The organism is Spirulina subsalsa FACHB-351 (genome assembly GCF_026130165.1).
GTDB classification, from domain to species: Bacteria; Cyanobacteriota; Cyanobacteriia; order Cyanobacteriales; family Spirulinaceae; genus Spirulina_A; species Spirulina_A subsalsa_A.
Genome location: NZ_JAIHOM010000034.1, coordinates 25,952 through 45,669, shown reverse-complemented (window position 1 = coordinate 45,669; position 19,718 = coordinate 25,952). Strand labels below are relative to the sequence as shown.

The window sequence follows — 19,718 nt, the reverse complement described above, 5'->3', positions numbered from 1 at the left end:
GCTTTATTTGTACCATCACGTATTTGATGGTTACGCTTACGGGTTACACGGTCTAACCAGCTATCCCAATAATCTTCTGGTTTACCTTCCTTCCGGGTTGATACTTTCTTATTCCAGAGCTGATTCATGGCCTTCATTGCACGAGAATCAATCAATAAAGAGTTGCCCAAAGTATCAACACAAGCTGCAAGATTATCGGCAGTGCCAAGGTCAATGGATAACGCTTGATTAATGTCTAAATCATGACTTTCTTGGTCAACTGTATAGGATAACTCAAGGTAAAAAGCCCCATTTTTAGGAAGAATGGTAAACTCTTTAACTCTTAAATAATCAAAATAATCAAAATTAGAAGGCATTGGTAGTTTCAAATCTGACAGACCAAACCAGCGTCTAATTGTCAAACCCAAAGAAAATCGTAATTGCCCATCAATAAGCTTAGGTTTTTGACCTCCACTGTTGGGGTAAGCCACTTTAAACAACTTATTACCTTTCAGGTAATCAGGTAGTGTGGGCTTAAAATGCAACTGCTCTTGAAGGTATTTATCCCTGAGTTTTTTAAAAGATTTAAAAGCCTCAAGTACAGAAAATAGTGTTTGTTGTGCTGGTGTGGATGGCAAAGACTGCGCAACAATTGATTTAGAAACCGATGGCTCATAAGCTAAATCAAACTTACCTGTTAAAATCTTGCCAGTCTTAAAGAATATTTGGCGAGCGAAATAAACACCCGTATTATAAAGCTTACCTGATTGCTCACATAAATACTTTAAAATCGCTTCTATTTCTTGGTCAGGGTGCAACAATATTTGTTGAACACCCATCATTTTTTTGGATTTAGGCATATCCTTGTTAGTTGACTGAATCTAGACTATCAGTTAAATTAGTAGTTGTCAAAAGGACGTAGCAGTAACTATCTCAGAAAAGAATTTCCAGAACTCAAAAAATTACCTACATTATGGACTAACAGTTACTTTGTCAGTACAGCAGGTAATGTCAGCAGTGCAGTCATCAAAAGATATATTGAAGACCCGCATCATGCTAAAAATTAAAAAGACCACGGCGAATAAATTCGCCTAGTCGCTTCCCTCTCAGGGGTAAAGCCGCTGAGTTTCCCGCTTACCGCTATATTTTTTATGAGTGTTAAATCAGCATTAGCAGCATTGACAGGTGAAAAATTGCCATTCAGTCTGGATTTATTACCCGATCCAGTTTATGTGGTTGGGGGGGCAGTGCGGGATGCCTTGTTAGACCGTCAGTCTCCCTATTTGGATTTGGATTTTATTGTGCCTCAGAAGGCGGTGGAAATTGCGCGGGGTATTGCCCAACAATGTCGGGCGGGATTTGTGGTATTAGATCCCGAGCGCAAAATAACCCGGCTGGTCTTTGCTCAAGGGACGGTGGATTTTGCCCAACAGGATGGGGAGAGTTTGGAGGCGGATCTCAATCGTCGGGATTTTCGGATGAATGCGATCGCCTACAATCCCCGAACTCAAGAGTTAATTGATCCCCTCAAAGGACAGCAGGACATTGAAGAAGGGGTCATTCAGGCCATTAGTAAACATAACCTCAAAGATGACCCCTTGCGTCTGTTACGGGCTTATCGTCAAGCGGCTCAGTTGAACTTTACCATCAAACCTCATACCCGTTCCCTCATTCGGAAACTTGCCCCCCATTTAGAACAAGTGGCGGCTGAACGGATTCAACAAGAACTGAACTACTTACTCAATAGTCCTCATAGTCATACTTGGTTTCAAGCAGCTTGGGATGATCACATCTTACCCATCATCTTCCCAAACCTGAAAGCCAACGATCTCCAGCGATTAGAACCCATTGAACAAGCTGCTTGGTTAGTGGGTAAAATTTGGACTGATTTAGATCAGCAACTCCAAAAACCCTTTCATCATCAGTCTCTCTCGGGTTTAAGTTTGGCGAAATTAGTGAGTCTCCTGCCCCAAAAACCCAACGCCGCCACCCGTCAACTGGAAAAACTCAAATATTCTCGGGCAGAAATTCGCGCCGCTTCTCTATCTCTGCGTTATCTCCCCCATCTCCTCAACTTCATTAAACAACCCATGAGTTTAGAGGAACAATACTTTTTCTTTCAGGAGGTAGGAGATGCGTTCCCCATTATGACCATTTTGGCGATCGCCCTGGCCGCCCATCAAGATATCATTCGTGAAACCCGCTTTGTCGGCATTATTGCCCCCTTAATCAACGCCTACCTCGATCCCAACAGTTTAGTGGCCCATCCCACTCCCCTCCTAACAGGCAATGATTTAATAGAACAGTTTTGTCTTGCTCCCTCCCCGCAAATTGGGGAACTCCTCACCCAAATTCAACTCGCCCGCATTAAAGGACAAGTAAACACCAAGGAAGAAGCCCTCAATTTTGCCCAGGTGTGGCTTCGTCGTCAAGCCTAGTTCGACTCCTTCAGCCTTCAGACCCTGTTTACTTCCTTGTAAAATGGGGAATAATAAAAGTTGTTAGGATTCGAGGGATAACAGCATGGTGTCTAAACATTTAGGATCTAAAAATTGGACGAAGCTTCTATTTGGAGGGTTAATCATGGTGATCCCTCTGTCACTATTTTATCTTGCTTTTAATCCCTTATCGCTCCTATTTGGCAATACTTCTCATGCTCAACTGTTAGCCCAGTTACCTCCTAGTTTAATCCAAACTAAGTCCCCCAATTCTACGTTATTCGAGATGACCGTACAGGAGTTAAAGCCACTGGTCGATCATCAATCTAAAAATTTTGTCTTGCTTGATGTGCGCAATCGGGACGAATATGATTTTGCTAAATTGCGGGATTCTGTTCTCATTCCTCTACCGGAAATCAAACAGGGTTTAGGGGTGGAGAAATTAAAAAAAGTGTTAAATGGTCGTCCTTTAATCGTCTATTGTCGTAGTGGAAACCGCTCTGCTGAAGCCTTAGCTATTTTACAAAAACATGGTATTCAAGGAACTAATCTTAAGGGCGGTATTTTGGCTTGGAGTCAAGAGATTGATCCTTCTGTGCCGCAATATTAGCGCGCACTATTTTTTATCCCGAGAAGTTCTACTGCGTCCATAAAAATAGCGTTAACACAATCATTCAATAATCCCACAGTATAACATTTTGCAGGTTTTTAAGCAAAATACTATCCCATCGCAAAGGAGGGATGGAATCTAACTTGACCATCCCTCCTTTGAACTATCTCCTAGGATAGCAGGTGGGGTACAGTCAGATTTAGCTTTGATCCGATTTTGCAAAATCATTAAAGTGCTATCGATATTCTCATGGAGATCCACTAACTTCATTTCGGCTTCATCTAAGCGGGAAAACGTCCGCAAAGATTTCACTATTTCCCGAATTCGTTCCGCTCCTACTCGCATAGAATCAATGGTTTTAGGCAGGTCTTCTGCTAAAAATTCTAAGTCAATTGATTCAATTGTCTCCGCTATTTCGGGGGAAGTATTAGGATAAGTGAGTTGGTATAATTCAATCAATTCTAATCATTCATGAACATACTGTTTTGCATGAATAATATTTCCGAAAATGAAGTTCACGGGGTTGTTAATTTCATGGGCAACTCCGGCGACTAACTGACCAAGACTGGACATCTTTTCGGCTTGAACTAACTGGCTTTGGGCTTGTTTCAGGTCTTGATAGGCGGTTTCGAGTTCAACGGTTTTGGCTTTTAAGACTTCAATTAGGCGATTTTTTTCTTCTTCAATTTGTTTGCGATCGCTAATAATCTCAGAAAAGACGATAATCCCTCCTACTTCCCCCGTGGTTTCATACCAGGGGTAAATCGCCCAGCGTATCCAGTCTAAGCTACCATCGGCACGGGGAAAGGGATCTTCTTCACAGCGTTGACTATTTCCGGCTAAACAGTTTTGATGAATGTCTTTCCAGCGTTGGGGGATTTCTGGGAAAATCTCGTAGTGAGAACGGCCAATTACGGGGATTCCCTCTAAATTATAGGCTTTCAACCACTGTTGACTGACGACGATATAAAGCGTGAAACGAAGGGGATGACTGGGAAAAACGAGTTTCTGAAGGCGCAGGGAATTCGGGAAAGATCATAGGATTGGAGGATCAGGATAAAGGCGATCGCAATTCCGGGATAACTTGCCCCTCGGCTTCATTATATTCATCCTTTCACAGACTCATCCCCCACCAAGACATGAGATAAAAACATAAACCTGCACTGCCCAGCGGCACCGTCAGATTATCTAAACCAAAATTGGAGAAAGATTCTAACACCGTTGCAGCGATCGCAACCAATCCCGCCACTACCCACAAAATCCCATTATTGCCATACACCCCGATTAAAACCGCTAGAGTCACCGCAAAACTCACCCCCAACATCGTGAGAGAGCCTTCCCAACTCTTCCCATTGCCCCAAATGCGGTACTTATGTTTCCCCCAACGTTGTCCCACCAACGCCGCCAATCCATCCCCCCAAGCCATCACCAGCACCCCAATCACCCCATAATAGGGCAGCTGGGGAAAAAACCCCGCCACCAACAACCCAATACTAAGGGCATAGAAAAACGTACCTAAACTTTGTCGCCCCACACTGTTTAAACTGGGCAAAATCGGCACAAAATAGGACACTAGGGCTACCAGAGAAGCGACAAAAGAAGCCCCCAAACCAATCCACAGGGGAATCTGAAGCCACCAAGCGAACAGGATCACATTCCCCGAGCCAATATGAACAATTTTTCGCGTAAATTCCGCCGTAGTATGAGAGAGACGGTTTAACCCCTCCGCCAGCACCACAATCACCAGTAAATAGCTGGAAACAAGGGCAATGGTGGCGAATTCACTGGGGGGAGACGGGAAGAAAGGCAGAAGAGAAGACACGAGATAACCCTCAAATTGGATTCAGCCTAGGGCTAAAATACCAGAAATTCTTGATCTTTTTACAATTGCTTGATAAAACCAAGGACTTATTTAAAGTTTCCGTAAAACAGGTGTGGCAATACTTTCACTTGTTGAGGGAAGTGAGTAGAATTTAGCCAATGGAATTCGCAGACAGACGTGAAAGGCCGTAGGGCAAATAGGGTTAAATTTGGTTATTGCATTGGTGACTTCTAATCCTGCTGCGAAGGAATTAAGAAAAGAGCAGTCCAACTGGTTTGAATCTAGGAATGCTGCTCTTTTCCGGTGAGCATTTCGCCCAAATTGGACTAGAGTTAAGTGGTTAAATCGGCGATTTTTTTCAGGTTTTCGCTAAAGATGTAGACTTGAACCGCTTCTTGTTCCCGGTCTGCGACTCGTTTGGTGGCTTGACCGAGGTAGAGGGGAACGGAAATTCCGGGTTCGGGGTGGATGAGGGCCCGAGCGCGAATGCTGACTTGACTGTTGTCTCCTCCTAAACGACCGAAGGGGGAAATATCAATGGCGGCCTGTTGTAGGGTGGCGGTGAGTTGGTCTTCGGTGATGGTGGCGGGGATGGTGATGACGACGTTGTTGGCGGCGTTGTCAAAGACGAGGGCATAACGCACGGCGCCGGGGATGGCGACGCGCTGGAAGAGGCCTAAACTGAGGCCGAAAACGCCGATGGTGAGGACAACCATAAAGGAGGTTATCCCAACAAGGCGGAAGCGGAAGCCCCATTTTAGGGCGAAGGCGAGTAGGGTGAGTAGGAAGAATAAACCTGTTGCGATCGCAAATCCTTGAATATAAATAGCGAAATCAGTTGGAAGCTGCATAATTTTGGCGGTGAATTAACCCAAATGTTCTTAATTTTCTTAGTATAGCCCCATTGTTCGCCCCTCTTGAGCCGGGGGCTGGGTTCAATTTTGGCGGCTAGTTGGCATCAAATCGGCGATTTTCACTGGAGATCCCCATAATAGGATCTTGCAGGAGGTTAGGCCGATGACAGAATTTTGGCAACATTTTCCCGCCCAGTTTCATCAGCGCTCCTTCTCGTCAGGCGATCGCACTTCCCTCAGAGAGTGGCAAGCAGTTGTGACCCAACGCATCACCCCCCAACAAATAGGACAGGTGCGTTATCGGGGGACATGGTGGCGTGCGGCCTGCATGGGGGGAATTCTAGAAGAGGGGGATGTGGTCTATGTGGTGGGACGTTCGGGAACGACGCTCTGGGTGGAACAAACGGGGAGTTGACACTCCCATCACAAAAGGCACACAAGCTTAACTTGTCAAAGTTGGCTAATGCCATACCCGATCATCCACTAACTGCCCTAACTTCTGCCGTAACGTTTCTAATCCAATCCGTTGACTAGCGGCGATGAAAACCGCCCCGGGGAACTGCTCTTTCGCCATAGCCAAAGACTCACTATCGGCCTGATCTAACTTATTGAAGGCGATTAAACTCGGTCCGGGACAGGTCGGCATTTCCGCCAAAATATTTTTCACCGATTCAATATGACTCAACCAAGCGGGATGGGATAAATCAACCACGTGCAGCAGGGCATCTGCTTCTGTCACCTCTTCCAAAGTTGCCCGAAAAGCATCCATCAAAGCCGGGGGTAACTCATGAATGAAACCCACCGTATCCGTTAACAATAGGGTCAAAGCTTCCCCCGTTTCCGGGTCTGTCACCGATAAACGGCGAGTAGTGGGGTCTAGGGTAGCGAACAATTGATCTGCTGTGTAGACCTCCGCATTGGTTAGGGCATTAATCAGCGTGGATTTGCCCGCGTTGGTATAGCCCACAATAGCCACCGTCGGGACTTCCTGCTGTTGTCGTTGTTGGCGTAAACGGGAACGATGGGCTTGGAGTTCGTTCACCTCCCGTTGTAGTCGGGCGATGCGTTTTTGAATAGTCCGTCGTTCCGTCTCTAGTTTGGTTTCCCCCGGTCCCCTTGTCCCAATGCCTCCCCCTAAACGGGACATAGCCTGACCTCGCCCGGTGAGACGGGGTAACATATACTCCAACTGGGCTAATTCGACTTGCAATTTTCCCGCCCGAGATTGAGCGCGCTGGGCGAAAATATCTAGGATGACCTCGGTGCGGTCTACCACTCTCACCCCAAATTGTCGCTCTAAATTGCGCACTTGAGCGGGGGAAAGATCCCGGTCAAAGACGACCAGATTCGCCCCCAAGGTCTGCACAGTGAGGGCGATTTCCTCCACCTTCCCGGAACCAACGAGGGTTTGAGAGTCTGGACGCGATCGCTTTTGCCGAGAAACCTGTAACACTTCGCCCCCGGCACTCTCCACCAAGCGTTCTAATTCTGCTAGACCATCTTCAAACTGTTGGGTGGTCATCTCTTGGGTCATCAGTCCCACCAATAACACCCGCTCATGATCCGCGTCCACCTGTTGGGCGACATATTCCCGGCGAAATTCTGCCTCTAGGCCTTCCACTAGGGCGAAAAAATCCTCTTGGGCTAGTTCTTCCAGTGCGATCGCCTCGGATACCGTCCAATAGGCACTTTCTCCCTCCTGCCCCTCTAATTCTGGGATTAAATGGGCAAAATAGGCCGCCCTCACATAGCCCGTCGCCCCACCTCCCCGACGCTCGAATCCTTCCCCCGTCAGGGTTAACACCACCAAGGCATCTAAGCGCTGCATCACCATCGCCGTTAAACTAGAGGTTTTTGGCGGCACGTCTTTTAAACTCGTGGCAATACAACGAATCCCCGATAACCGTTCGGCACCATAGCGGGGCAATTCTAGGGGCGGAATCTGCGTCTGGCGAGGAGATCCCACCCCCACCCGAATCACCTGCCCCCGTCGATTCACATAGGCACAGATGGCTTGTTTAATCTCCGTACTAATGGCGGCTAAACGTTGGGCAAATTCTGCTGTCGCAAAGCTATCCCTCGGCAAACGCTGTTGATAGAGCCGCTGGAGTTGCTTGAGTTGACTGGGTTTTAAACCTTGTAGGTTTCCGTAGATCGTATCTATAGGCTTTGTTGACCAATTCTTCAGTCTATGTATTTTAGGCCAAAATTTGGGGGAGCACCAAAATCTCTCATGGCAATATCCAGAGAGAGCAAGCTCAATGACCTGTTTGGCCGGATTGTTCCCTAATATAGCCTTATAGGACAATAGCCCAGAGTTCACATCTCATTAGGACTAGCTATAGAGTTCAGACTAACGAAAAAATGGCTTAAAAGTCAGTTAAGTTTTTCCTTCTCCACTCTGAATAAATTGTCTTGCTATTCTAGATTTTTCCGGTTCTTCAAGGAGGTCTAATACATCTAGAATCAGGGGACGACCTAACTGTAAATCCTTCACGATTTGGGACTCGTTAAACACCGTTTGGGGTGTGCCTTGGGTGACTAATTTTCCTTGATCTAAGACCAATAACCAGTCCCCGTAAGTATAGGCAAAATCAAGGTTATGGGTAGCGATCGCAATGGTGGTTCCCCCAGCGCGAATTTGTTGTAAAAGATCAATAAAGTTGCGGGTTTGGTAGGGATCGAGATAGGCTGTAGGTTCGTCTAATAGTAGCAGTTGCGGCTGTAGGATCATCACGTCGGCGATCGCCAGTCTTTTTTTCTGCCCTAAACTGAGATGATGGATCGGTGTATCTGCTAACTCGACTAGATCAAAGTCTACTAGAGTTTGTTGAACGCGATCGCGCACTTCCCCTTCACTGTAGCCAAAGTTGAACAATCCGTAAGATAAATCTTCTTCTACGGTAGTCGCAACTAACTGATGTTCAGGATTTTGGAACACAAATCCCACCTTTTGCCGCAGTTGATTCAAGGCACGGTGATCATACCCTAAAGGTTTCCCAAAAGCCTCTATAACTCCCTTTTGGGGACGAAATAACCCATTAGCTAAACAGAATAAGGTTGTTTTTCCGCAACCATTTCGTCCAATGAAGATAGAAACTTGATCCTCAGCAATAGATAAGGATACATCATCTAAGGCCAGGTGAGAACTGCCGGGGTAACTATAGGTGACGTGGTTCAATTTAAGGGTTGGAATACTCCCCTGTTTTTGCATGGTTTTTTGTGCCTAATCAGCTATTTGTAGCGCTCCGTAGGTTGGGTGGAGCGCCAGCGCAACCCAACAAAACAATTGACAATTAATAATTATTCCGCGCTCCGTAGGTTGGGTGGAGCGCCAGCGCAACCCAACAAAATAATTGATAATTGCTAATTATTTCGCGCTCCGTAGGTTGGGTGAAGCGCCAGCGCAACCCAACAATAGTAGCAATCCGTAGGTTGGGTGAAGCGCCAGCGCAACCCAACAACCGGGCGAATATGAGGCCACATCATGGCAATACCAACTTGAAAAATGTTGGGTTACATTTCATTCCACCCAACCTACAATTCTATCCTGAGTATCACTTTACTTCTGCCTCTAATGAAACTAATACAACTGAATGGCATTTTGAGAATGAAGCCAAGTATCAGGAGTTTTTAGAATGGTTTTTAGCTGAACTTAATGATGATAAGAAAACAGATGAATCAGAAACTCTTACAGGAGGTGCTGAGATCAATTTGAAATCGAACATCGAACATCAAACATGAACATTGAATTAATGGAAGTTATGACAATATACAAATTCCTATGTTGGTGAGCTACAAAGTCTCTGGTTTGAGGAAACGGGGAACAGATCATCTAAACAAGTGGACTATCACAGATTAGGATTTGAACTAAAGATAACTGAGTTCAGCGATTCACTATCTCCGTCATTTTTTCAGCCCTAATTTAAAGAAAATCGTGGCACGACTGACCTCGTTTTGTCGGCCTTGACTGGTGAGGGTGAAGGAACGGAGATGATCTAATAGGGGCTGTCCGACTAATTCTAGAACTTTGACGACGGGGACTTTTTGGGTCAAGAGGGGTTTACTTTTGGCCCAGTCTATATAGAAATACCCGTAGTTGGGTAGGGGAAGGGGTGCGATCGCCTCCTTAAACACATTGGTCTTCACTAAAGGCGTATTATTCGCACTGAGAACCTGTGTCATCGCCTCCAAGGAACTGGCCAGCACCTCATAATTGCCCACGGTACCATGTACCCCCTTCACTTGAGCATTTAAGCGTCCCCCACTGGCCTCTAAGGCCGTCCAGACTGTGACAGGACGCTCCCCGACGGTGACTTTGCCTAAACTCAAATTCTGGGACTCGGCCAATTCGTCGAGGTGGTCAATGGCCTGTTCTGCTTCTGGGGTGTTTTTTTCCGCCACAAAGACCCAATCGGGTTGGGTTAAGCTAGTGGGCAGTAAGGATAAAGCATACTCTCCCCTAACCCAGCTAAAGATATCTTGGGGTAAGTCTACCCCCCAAGGTGCTTGTAAATTATTCAGAGCTTGTTCAAATAACCCAGCCACAGGACTATCCTCCCCGAAACCCTGCCGGATTTGCCCCCAGAAGCCCTCTAAATCCACGCCAGAAGCGGTTAATAGGGTACGGGGTGGGAGATAGTTCAACGCGCCCACAGGAGCGTTTAAGGCGGTGGTGAGGGCGGGGGGTTTCACCAGACCGGAAATGGCACTTTCGGCCACTAAACCTTGAGGACTGACGGTAAAGCCCAAGGTGAGGGTGGGAACGGGTTCGCTGGGGTCAATTTCGGCATTTTTGGCTAAGGCCAACAAGTTCACATAGGCCATCCCAATCCGGGGCGCTGTGAGGGTGTCTAGGGCTTGTTGATAAACCTCGGCATTGGCTAAATTGAGGTTAGGAACTTGGACGTTGTTGAGGGCATCCCGTAGGACTTTGGGATGATTGGCAAATAATACATAGCGATCGCCTACCACCGCACTGGCCAGGGAGGGTTCCCCGGTTTCCCGTAGACGACGATAGATAACATTAACGCCCTTGTACTGTTCAAAGACGAGATCCGATTCTCCGGCGATCGCACTTTTGGCATAAAACACCTGTAAGAATTCTCGGGCATATTCCCCATCTTTAGCTGAAGCGACCAATAAATAACCCGGTTGTTGACCATTTTCCCCGTTGCGGTCATAGTCCAAACTCGTCACCGCGACGGTGATTTCTTCCCCTAACCAAGGTTCAACGTCCTTGCGATACTTTAACCCCGTTTTGCTCAACAGTCCCGCTTTAATCTCATCTAGCTCCCGTCGTGACTGTTTCCGTTCCCCCACTGGAGTCCCCAACTGAAGCAGGGCCTCTAAACGGTCGGGATTGACCAGTAAAGATAACATGGCTGGAGCTTGTCGGGGGACAAACATAGCGGCCGAGGGCGTTTCCTGAACTCCCCCATCCTTTAAGGTTAGGGGACTTTGGGCTAGTACCCAATATACTCCCCCTCCGGCCAAAGAGAGGAAGAGGAGGGCAGCAACTAACAGGGTGAGGAAAAAGGAACGGAGCGTCATGATCGAGACTGTCTCGTAAAAATTGGGCAAAATCCAGTATCTAGTCTACGCGATGTTAAGCGAGGAAAGAACAGAGGGGAGTTGTTACAATACCTCCATCGCTTGGTTACACATTATTATTTCAGGTGTTGGTGACAGTCATCAACTGAATCTTTGGTTTCCCCGATTAATACATTTAAACTTATTTTGTGACCCATGAATAATCCTCAAGATCCGATCCCGCAAATTTCCCCGGATACTTTAGCGCAACGTATGGCTGAGGCAGGAGAAGACTTACAACTGATTGATGTGCGGGAATCTCAAGAAGTGGCGATCGCACAAATTCCCGGTTTTACCATCCTCCCCCTCAGTGAATACGAATATTGGTCAAAGGACATTACAACCCGTTTTAACCCCGATGCTGAAACCCTTGTAATATGTCATCATGGAATTCGTTCCCAGCAAATGTGCCAATGGCTACGGAGTCAGGGTTTTACAAATGTTAAAAATGTCCGAGGAGGAATCCACGAGTATTCCCATTTAGTGGATCCGTCTATTCCTCAATATTAGGAAATCGGTAATCTTGACAAGTTGAGCATGAATGTCCTTTGGTCAAGGTCAGGGAATAGGTAGGATTGACTGAAAAAACCAAACGCTAGACTTAACAAGGGAATTCCCAATTATCAATTCCCAATTATCAATTGTCAATTCCCCCACCCCCCCATCTCTTACTATTCACTGTTGAAAAAACCTTTAATAAAAAACACAATTTTTCCATGATGTCTCCCCAATTAAAATTGAGTGACCGTCACCAGCATATTCTTTGGGCGACCATCCGCCATTATATCGCGACAGCCGAACCTGTTGGCTCACGAACTATTGCTCAAGAATATGGCTTACAAGTGAGTTCTGCTACCATTCGGAATGCAATGGGACGGTTAGAAAAAGCAGGTTTATTATATCAACCCCATACTTCCGCCGGACGCATCCCCTCCGATTCAGGCTATCGGATTTATGTAGATAATTTGATGAGCCTTGATGAATCTTGGAATAATCATCTGTTAAACTTATATCATCAAAAATTAAACTGGGAAGCTTACAATATTGAAACTCTTTTAAAACGGGCTGCGCAAATTTTAGCCAGTTTAAGCGGGCATATTGCCTTAATTACCTTGCCCCAAAACTCCCAAAATCAATTGCGCCATCTACAACTCATTCCGGTTAATGAAAAACAGGTCATGCTGTTAGTTGTGACCGATGGCTATTATACCCAATCCTTACTGATTGATTTACCCCAACGGGATTATAACAGCGATAACCGGGAAGACTTAGAAAGTGAATTAGAACTATTGTCGAACTTCCTTAATAGTAAACTCAAGGGAAAATCTTTAGCCACCTTAAATCACTTAAACTGGGGAGAGTTAGATCAAGAGTTCAAAAAGTACACCGAATTTATGCAGGATATTCTGAAGGTTTTGGCGAGAGAGAATCAATCAACCGATTGTACACCCATTGTTATTCGGGGTATTTCAGAAGCTCTTCGTCAGCCAGAATTTTCTGAAGTGCAACAGGTGCAAATGTTGCTCCATTTACTAGAGGAAGAACAAGAGCAACTGTTTCCTCTGATTTTTGAGTACCCTGATTTGGATGAAAAATCTCCCCGCGTTTCCGTCCGAATTGGGTCAGAAAATCCCCTGGAACCGTTGACCATTTGCACCGTTATTTCTGCTAATTATAAACAAGGGGATATTCCCGTGGGCAGTATTGGATTAATTGGTCCAACGCGGATGTTATATGAAAATGCCATTACATTAGTAGAAGCGGCCGCTTATTCTTTATCTGAGGCCTTAAGTTAGGGCTTGCTGAAAAGGTCTGCTAGTTGGGAAAAGGCAATGGGCCAGCCTTTTGGTTAAACATTCAATCGCCGGATAAATGTCGCGTAAATGTATCAGATCATTCTCTGTCACCAAACCGTTGATTTTGATGCGTTAGGCGCGGCTGTAGGCTTGACGCGGTTACGGGCAGGGGCGAAGTTAGTATTAACGGGGGGCGCTCATCCGGGGGTGAAAAACTTTCTGGCCTTGTATCGGGATGAGTTGCTGTTAATTGAACAGCGCAGCGTCACCCCCCAACGACTGAAACGGATTATGGTGGTGGATACCCAACAGCGCGATCGCCTCGGCAAAAGCGCCGCCTGGTTAGATTTGCCCCAGCTCGAAGCCATTGAGGTCTATGATCACCATTGGGACAGCAAGAGTGACATTCCCGCTACCTTTCGACAGGTGGAGAATGTTGGGGCAACAACAACGTTGATTGTGGAGAAACTGCAAGACGCTGGGGTGTCTCTGACCTTCCCCGAAGCGACAGTGATGGCCCTGGGAATTCATGTAGACACCGGCTCCCTGACGTTTGATCAAACTACCCCCCGAGATGTGCGGGCTTTAGCTTGGTTAATGGAGCAGGGAGCCGATTTACAGGGCATTCGGGACTATATCGACCCCGGACTCACCCCCCGCCTGCAAAAGCTGCTCTCGGCTGCCCTAGAGGGCTTAGAGCGCGCTAAAGTACAGAGCTATACCATAACTTGGGTTTGTTTAGATACGGAGGGCTTTGTCCCGGGCTTATCGAGTATTGCAGAACGCCTGATGGATTTAACGGAAGCCGATGCCCTATTTTTTGGGGTGCAGTATCAACGCAGCGCGGAAAGTGGGAGTCGTTTAACGGTGATTGGGCGATCGCGCATTCCCAACACCACCCTCCTCCCCCTCTTTCAGGCTGTAGGAGGGGGCGGCCATGCCCAAGCGACATCGGCCACCCTCAAAAATGTGAACGCCAGCGACACCTTACAAGAGTTTGTCAACCAACTGATTGATCAACTGCCCCACCCCCTCACAGCACGGGATATCATGTCCTCCCCCGTGCGGACCATTCGCCCCCACATTACCATCGCCGAAGCTCAACGGATTCTCCTGCGTTATGGTCATTCGGGCCTATCGGTGGTCAATGAAAATGACCAATTAGTCGGCATTATTTGCCGTCGAGATTTAGATTTAGCCCTTCATCATGGTTTTCAACACGCCCCCGTTAAGGGCTATATGAGCCAAACGGACACCCTAAAAACCATCACCCCAGAAACCACCATGCCGGAAATTGAGTCCCTGATGGTGACCTATGATGTGGGGCGTTTACCTGTGATTGAACAAGGTCATCTGGTGGGAATTGTGACCAGAACGGATGTGCTGAGAGTCCGTCAAGGGGAAAATTGGGGCATGGGGGAAATGGGCAATCGGTCCAGCAACGGGAAACGGCACCGTTGGGCGAGTTGCTTGATTCCTAAACCTCAAGACCTGATTCCGGCGGGAATTTGGCAATTTTTAGAACAAGTGAGCCAACAGGCCGAACAACGGGGCTGGCATTTGTATCTAGTGGGGGGGGCTGTGCGGGATTTAATCATGCAGCAAGATGCCCAAAAAGGGAGGGGAACAGAAACAGCCTCCCATGAGGGCGCAAGTCTTGCCCCCCTAAAACCTTCCCCCACCCTCCTCCAAGACATCGACCTAGTAGTGGATGGCTTCCACCGTACCGCCCAAACCGGAGCCGGGGTAGAATTAGCCAAAGCGGTACAAGAACAGTATCCCCAAGCCCGCCTAGAAGTGCATGGGGCTTTCCAAACGGCCGCCCTGTTGTGGCATAAAGATCCTACTTTTAGTTCCTTAGCCGTCGATATTGCCACAGCGCGAACAGAATTTTATCCCTACCCGGCCGCCAATCCCGAAGTGGAGGCGAGTTCTATTCGTCAGGACTTGTACCGCCGGGATTTTACCATCAACGCCCTGGCCATTCGTCTCACCTCACCGAGGGAGGGGGAATTGTTGGACTTTTTTGGCGGTTTGTTAGATTTGCGATCGCACACCTTGCGCGTCCTCCATGCCAACAGCTTCATTGAAGATCCCACCCGCATCTACCGGGCTGTGCGGTTTGCCGTGCGTCTAGGCTTTCACCTCGAAGCCCAAACGGAACAGTATATCCGCTATGCCATCACCAGTGGCGTGTATGATCGTTCTCGTTCCCAACAAAATCCCGCCCCCGCCCTGACGACCCGCCTCAAGGCTGAATTAAGATATATCCTAGAAGCCCCCTACTGGAAACCTGCCCTAGAACTACTCAATGATCTTGGGGCCTTGCGCTGCCTCCATCCCACCCTAGAGCTAAACCCTCGTCTCTGGTGGCAGATTCGCCTGTTAGACCGGGGATTACAACGATTTGACCCCCAACACCAACTAGACCATTGGCAACTGCGCTTAGAACTCCTACTGGCCGAATTAGCGGCCCCAGAAGGCTGGAAAGTCGCCCAAAGTTTAGAACTCTCCGCCGATGGAATCAAACGGCTGAAACTGTTGCCAGAGGCTCGTCAAAGGCTAATCAAAGTCTTGGGGAATCACGGCGAAATCCCCCCGAGTCAAATTGTCCAGACTCTGCGGGATTATTCACTAGCAGTCTTAGCCCTTTTAGCCGTGAAAACCCCCCGACAGGTGCGACGGCAAATCTGGCACTATCTGATTGATTTATCCCACCGTCGCGCCCCGCTCAATGGTCATGATTTAAAACAAATGGGTTATAAGCCCGGTCCATTGTACCGAGAAATCCTAGAAACGCTCCTTTCTGCTACCTTAGATGGAGTCATTGGCGATCGCCCTCAAGCTGAAGTCTTTTTAAAGCAATATTTTCCCTTGTCCAAGAACAGTAAACAGTAATCAGTTACCCTATTCCCCATTCCCCATTCCCCCATTCTGTAACCATGACAACCACTGCCACCCATAACGATTTCAAATACAGCCTCGACACCACCATTGGTCAAGGCATCTTTAGCCTAACCTACCAAGCGGTCGAAGTTGGTACGGGGAAGCCCGTCATGATCAAAACCCTTGCCCCCAGCTTGCAAGAACATCCCCAATTTCCTCAATTTCGGGAACGATTTCTCAAGCTGTGCCAACAACTCAAACAATGTGTTCATCCCCACTTACCGGGCATTTGGGAGTTTTTCGAGGAAGATGGACAGCCCTACATTGTCTATGACCGAATCCTTGGGGTGAACCTCGCCGATCATGTCGCCGCTCAGGGTAGAATCCCAGAAGACCAAGCCCGAGAATGGATTAATCAAATCGCCTCAGCGTTGGATCTCTTGCATCAAAAGGGACTTAAGCATTTAGATGTTAACCCGCGCAATATTATCTATCGCCGGGAAACCAATGATGTGGTACTGGTGGATTTTGGCTTTACCGCAGAACTCACTCCAGAAATTCGCCAAACTCACGCTAACTTAATCGCACCGGGTTATTCTGCCCTAGAACAACATAATCCGAAAAAACCCTGTTCCCCGGCGACGGATATTTATAGCCTTAGTGCTACGTTCTATTTTATGTTGACCGGAGATGCTCCCCCACCGGTCCCGATTTTGGGGCATATTCCCCCGGAAAAATGGCAGAAGTTCCCCCGGGAGATTAGCTCCCCCACCCGCGCTACGATTTTACGGGGGATGGCTCTCTCTGCTATTGACCGCCCCCAAACGGTGCCGGATTGGTCTTTGTTATGGCGAGAGGTCTGGGAACGAGAACAACAGGCTCTACAAGCTCAGTTAGATGCACAATTACAGGCGGAACGGTTGGAAAATGAACGTTTAGCCCGTTTAGAGGCGGAACGAGTGGAAAATGAACGTTTAGCTCGTTTAGAAGCTGAACGATTGGAAAATGAGCGTTTAGCTCGTTTAGAAGCTGAACGGTTGGAAAATGAGCGTTTAGCTCGTTTAGAGGCCGAACGAGTGGAAAATGAACGTTTAGCTCGTTTAGAGGCTGAACGAGTGGAAAATGAGCGTTTAGCTCGTTTAGAGGCTGAACGAGTGGAAGCTGAACGTTTAGCTCGTTTAGATGCCGAACGATTGGAAGCTGAACGTTTAGCTCGTTTAGAGTTTGAACGACAAATTCAACGGGAGGTAGAACGTCAACAAACAACTGCCGGAGAAACCCCCCCATCTCCTGCTGCTCTCGAAGAATTAGAAGCTGGAGCTTTGGCCGTCAATGTATCTTCTCCCCAAAAACGACCCAAAACCAGTACCCACCCCACTAAAACCGGGAAACGCAAAGTTAAAGCGCGCTCCGGAAGCCCAAAGCTCACAGTCCGCTTTCCGATGGGGGCTTTGTTGATGACCAGTGCGATCGCCGCTTCGGCGGGGGCGGGCTTTGGTTTGTCCCTCCGTCTCAATCGTCCCACGGAGGCGGGATCGTCCTTCTGGCACGTTGAGCAGTCCTTCCCCCCCCGAGAGTTTAAAGAACAAGAAACTGGGGATTAATGATGCAAGGTGAGACAATCGCGGCGATCGCAACGGCCATTGTCCCGGAACAGGGAAGCATCGGCATTGTGCGGGTGTCGGGCAAAGAAGCCCTACCCCTCGCCCGGCGAATCTTCCACGCCCCGGGCAATCAACGCTGGGCAAGCCACCGCATCCTCTACGGCTCCATCCGTCACCCTGAGACGGGGGAACAAGTTGATGAGGCTCTCTTACTGATTATGCAAGCCCCCCGCTCTTTCACCCGGGAGGACGTGGTAGAGTTCCACTGTCACGGGGGCATGATTCCGGTGCAACGAGTTCTACAATTGTGTCTGGAAGGGGGTGCCAGACTCGCCGGGCCGGGAGAATTTAGCTTGCGTGCCTTTCTCAATGGGCGAATTGACCTCACCCAAGCTGAAAGTGTGGCCGATCTGGTGGGGGCCCGTTCTCCCCAAGCGGCTAGCCTGGCCCTCGCCGGACTACAGGGCAAACTCGCCCACCCGATCCGTCACTTGCGGAAAATTTGCCTGGATATCCTCGCAGAAGTGGAAGCACGCATCGATTTTGAGGACGATTTACCGCCGTTAGATGAGGAACAGGTCAAAAAAGACCTCAAGGGGGCGTTAGGGGTCGTAGAGGAGATTTTAGCCACAGCTAACCGAGGGGAATTACTGCGTAGTGGTTTAAAAGTGGCCATTGTGGGCCGTCCCAATGTGGGCAAATCCAGTTTACTCAATGCTTGGAGTCGGAGCGATCGCGCTATTGTGACGGAACTCCCTGGCACCACGCGGGATGTGGTGGAGTCAAGCCTGATTGTGGGGGGGATTCCCATTCAAGTGTTAGACACCGCCGGAATCCGCCATACGGTTGATACAGTAGAACAAATTGGGGTAGCGCGATCGCGTCAAGCCGCCCAAACCGCCGACCTGATCCTCTTCACCCTAGACACCCCAAGCGGTTGGACTCCCGAAGATGACGAAATTTACCAACAAGTCAAACACCGCCCCCTGATCCTCATCCTGAACAAAATTGACCTCGCCTCCCCTCAACAAGTCCACTATCCCCCCGAAATCCAGCAAGTCGTCTATACCGCCGTCGCCCACCATCAAGGCATCCCTGACCTAGAACAAGCGATCCTAAACACCATCAAAACGGGACAACTCACGGCCACTAACCTTGATATTGCCATCAACCAACGCCAAGCCGCCGCCCTCACTCGGGCTAAAATTGCCCTAGAACAAGTGCAACAAACCATCAACGAACAACTCCCTCTAGACTTCTGGACCATTGACCTGCGCAGTGCCATTCAAGCCCTAGGAGAAATTACCGGAGAAGGCGTTACCGAGTCCGTTTTAGACCAAATTTTTAGTCGGTTTTGTATTGGGAAATAACCCAGCTTTATCTAGTGACTAACTCTTTTTTAGCTTAAGCCATGAACCAATTTTTTGAGCAGAAAATGCGCCTCCCTTTTTTAATCCTTATTTGTACTGGAGTCTGGTTTAGCTGCCTGAAAATTCTGTTTTCTCAACCCTCCCCCTCCATTCCCCAAGCAGTTGTAACAGTACCTGAGTTTCCAGAAAACGTCCCCATTCCTAGCTGGAAGTCCCTCCCCAAGCCTTTAGAAATTAAGGAACGGTCAGACCCCGATTTATTCCCCCAAGCCGAGACGTATTACTACCAACAGAACAACCGAGTGGTTCAAGTAGAAATGCGCCTTGTTACCAATGAAGAAGATGCCAGAACATTAATGAAACAATATGCTAATATTTCTCAACCTGTAGAAATTCGAGAACATCCTAATCAGGGGTTTTATGCCGTGACAGCCAATCCAGATTATACTTATCTCACAGCCTGTATTAATGCCAGAGGCCATAGCACCGTGACTCATTTACAGTTCAAGCAAAATGGTTATCGCTATGGTTTGGACGGATCAAGGCTGTTGGCTTGGTTAACCAGAGAGCAACCCTTGCGAGATCCTCGGTGTTTTTGGACTTTAATCATCATGCCTGCATCCGACGTTCCTCTAGCGAATCCCTTAGAGGGAGTCGAGGAGGTTTGGACGGGTTGGTATGATTGGTGGCGATCGCATCTTCGGAATCTCCCCTCCACCTAACCCATCTTTGCCGCATATTTTAGCTTATAAGTCAAGGAAAAAAAT

Annotated in this window: 17 protein-coding genes and 2 pseudogenes; 11 read left to right on the top strand and 8 right to left on the bottom strand. The window is 48.0% G+C overall.

Annotation, left to right across the window (positions count from 1 at the left end):
* Positions 1 to 839, bottom strand: an 839-nt coding sequence (locus K4A83_RS08820) for an RNA-guided endonuclease InsQ/TnpB family protein (protein WP_265264122.1), incomplete at its 3' end; no start/stop codon positions are given.
* 51 nt (positions 840 to 890) lie between these two features.
* Between K4A83_RS08820 and K4A83_RS08815 the strand changes: the two are divergent.
* The 3 genes and pseudogenes from K4A83_RS08815 to K4A83_RS08805 form a co-directional block, all read left to right on the top strand.
* Positions 891 to 1,046, top strand: a pseudogene (locus tag K4A83_RS08815) (transposase); the annotation flags it as partial.
* Between the two features lie 84 nt (positions 1,047 to 1,130).
* Positions 1,131 to 2,417 carry a CCA tRNA nucleotidyltransferase gene (locus K4A83_RS08810; RefSeq protein WP_265264121.1) on the top strand — a complete coding sequence of 429 codons (1,287 nt, stop codon included), beginning with the start codon at positions 1,131 to 1,133 and terminating at the stop codon, positions 2,415 to 2,417.
* A gap of 277 nt (positions 2,418 to 2,694) precedes the next feature.
* Positions 2,695 to 3,027: pseudogene (locus K4A83_RS08805) on the top strand (rhodanese-like domain-containing protein); the annotation flags it as partial.
* Between the two features lie 138 nt (positions 3,028 to 3,165).
* On the opposite strand, the gene K4A83_RS08800 reads toward K4A83_RS08805, so the two are convergent.
* From K4A83_RS08800 to K4A83_RS08785, 4 genes are all read right to left on the bottom strand, one after another.
* Positions 3,166 to 3,486 carry a sensor histidine kinase gene (locus K4A83_RS08800; RefSeq protein WP_265264119.1) on the bottom strand — a complete coding sequence of 107 codons (321 nt, stop codon included), beginning with the start codon at positions 3,484 to 3,486 and terminating at the stop codon, positions 3,166 to 3,168.
* Positions 3,487 to 3,492: 6 nt separating this feature from the next.
* Positions 3,493 to 3,993, bottom strand: a complete 501-nt coding sequence (locus tag K4A83_RS08795) for a PAS domain-containing protein (RefSeq protein ID WP_265264124.1) — start codon at positions 3,991 to 3,993, stop codon at positions 3,493 to 3,495.
* Positions 3,994 to 4,141: 148 nt separating this feature from the next.
* Complete coding sequence (locus tag K4A83_RS08790) at positions 4,142 to 4,849, bottom strand: diacylglycerol/polyprenol kinase family protein (RefSeq protein ID WP_265264118.1); 708 nt, start codon at positions 4,847 to 4,849, stop codon at positions 4,142 to 4,144.
* 332 nt (positions 4,850 to 5,181) lie between these two features.
* Positions 5,182 to 5,700, bottom strand: coding sequence for a Ycf51 family protein (locus K4A83_RS08785; RefSeq protein ID WP_265264117.1), 519 nt, complete (start codon positions 5,698 to 5,700; stop codon positions 5,182 to 5,184).
* A gap of 166 nt (positions 5,701 to 5,866) precedes the next feature.
* On the opposite strand from K4A83_RS08785, the gene K4A83_RS08780 reads away from it, so the two are divergent.
* Positions 5,867 to 6,118 (top strand): NfeD family protein, encoded by a 252-nt coding sequence (locus tag K4A83_RS08780; RefSeq protein WP_265264116.1) that lies wholly within the window; start codon positions 5,867 to 5,869, stop codon positions 6,116 to 6,118.
* 45 nt (positions 6,119 to 6,163) lie between these two features.
* Here the strand turns inward: K4A83_RS08780 and hflX are convergent, their stop codons facing one another.
* Together hflX and K4A83_RS08770 are read right to left on the bottom strand one after the other, a co-directional pair.
* On the bottom strand, positions 6,164 to 7,867 hold the full coding sequence (hflX, locus tag K4A83_RS08775; RefSeq protein ID WP_407809961.1) for a GTPase HflX: 1,704 nt from the start codon (positions 7,865 to 7,867) through the stop codon (positions 6,164 to 6,166).
* A gap of 216 nt (positions 7,868 to 8,083) precedes the next feature.
* Complete coding sequence (locus K4A83_RS08770) at positions 8,084 to 8,917, bottom strand: energy-coupling factor ABC transporter ATP-binding protein (protein WP_265264112.1); 834 nt, start codon at positions 8,915 to 8,917, stop codon at positions 8,084 to 8,086.
* 179 nt (positions 8,918 to 9,096) lie between these two features.
* Between K4A83_RS08770 and K4A83_RS08765 the strand changes: the two genes are divergently transcribed.
* Positions 9,097 to 9,447, top strand: a complete 351-nt coding sequence (locus K4A83_RS08765) for a hypothetical protein (RefSeq protein ID WP_265264111.1) — start codon at positions 9,097 to 9,099, stop codon at positions 9,445 to 9,447.
* Positions 9,448 to 9,609: 162 nt separating this feature from the next.
* On the opposite strand, the gene K4A83_RS08760 is transcribed toward K4A83_RS08765, so the two are convergent.
* Positions 9,610 to 11,256 carry a DUF3352 domain-containing protein gene (locus tag K4A83_RS08760; RefSeq protein WP_265264110.1) on the bottom strand — a complete coding sequence of 549 codons (1,647 nt, stop codon included), beginning with the start codon at positions 11,254 to 11,256 and terminating at the stop codon, positions 9,610 to 9,612.
* 195 nt (positions 11,257 to 11,451) lie between these two features.
* Here K4A83_RS08760 and K4A83_RS08755 point away from each other — a divergent pair, with 195 nt between their 5' ends.
* From K4A83_RS08755 to K4A83_RS08730, 6 genes are all read left to right on the top strand, one after another.
* Complete coding sequence (locus tag K4A83_RS08755; RefSeq protein WP_265264109.1) at positions 11,452 to 11,805, top strand: rhodanese-like domain-containing protein; 354 nt, start codon at positions 11,452 to 11,454, stop codon at positions 11,803 to 11,805.
* Positions 11,806 to 12,014: 209 nt separating this feature from the next.
* Positions 12,015 to 13,091: a heat-inducible transcriptional repressor HrcA gene (gene hrcA, locus K4A83_RS08750; protein WP_321161014.1), complete on the top strand. Its 1,077-nt coding sequence runs from the start codon at positions 12,015 to 12,017 to the stop codon at positions 13,089 to 13,091.
* Between the two features lie 87 nt (positions 13,092 to 13,178).
* The gene (locus K4A83_RS08745; RefSeq protein WP_265264107.1) at positions 13,179 to 15,989 is read left to right on the top strand and encodes a CBS domain-containing protein; all 2,811 of its coding nucleotides are present in this window, start codon (positions 13,179 to 13,181) and stop codon (positions 15,987 to 15,989) included.
* Positions 15,990 to 16,033: 44 nt separating this feature from the next.
* Positions 16,034 to 17,581, top strand: a complete 1,548-nt coding sequence (locus K4A83_RS08740; protein WP_265264106.1) for a serine/threonine protein kinase — start codon at positions 16,034 to 16,036, stop codon at positions 17,579 to 17,581.
* A gap of 2 nt (positions 17,582 to 17,583) precedes the next feature.
* Complete coding sequence (gene mnmE, locus K4A83_RS08735) at positions 17,584 to 18,951, top strand: tRNA uridine-5-carboxymethylaminomethyl(34) synthesis GTPase MnmE (protein ID WP_407809958.1); 1,368 nt, start codon at positions 17,584 to 17,586, stop codon at positions 18,949 to 18,951.
* Positions 18,952 to 18,992: 41 nt separating this feature from the next.
* Complete coding sequence (locus K4A83_RS08730) at positions 18,993 to 19,673, top strand: cyanoexosortase A system-associated protein (protein ID WP_265264104.1); 681 nt, start codon at positions 18,993 to 18,995, stop codon at positions 19,671 to 19,673.
* Positions 19,674 to 19,718: the final 45 nt, after the last annotated feature.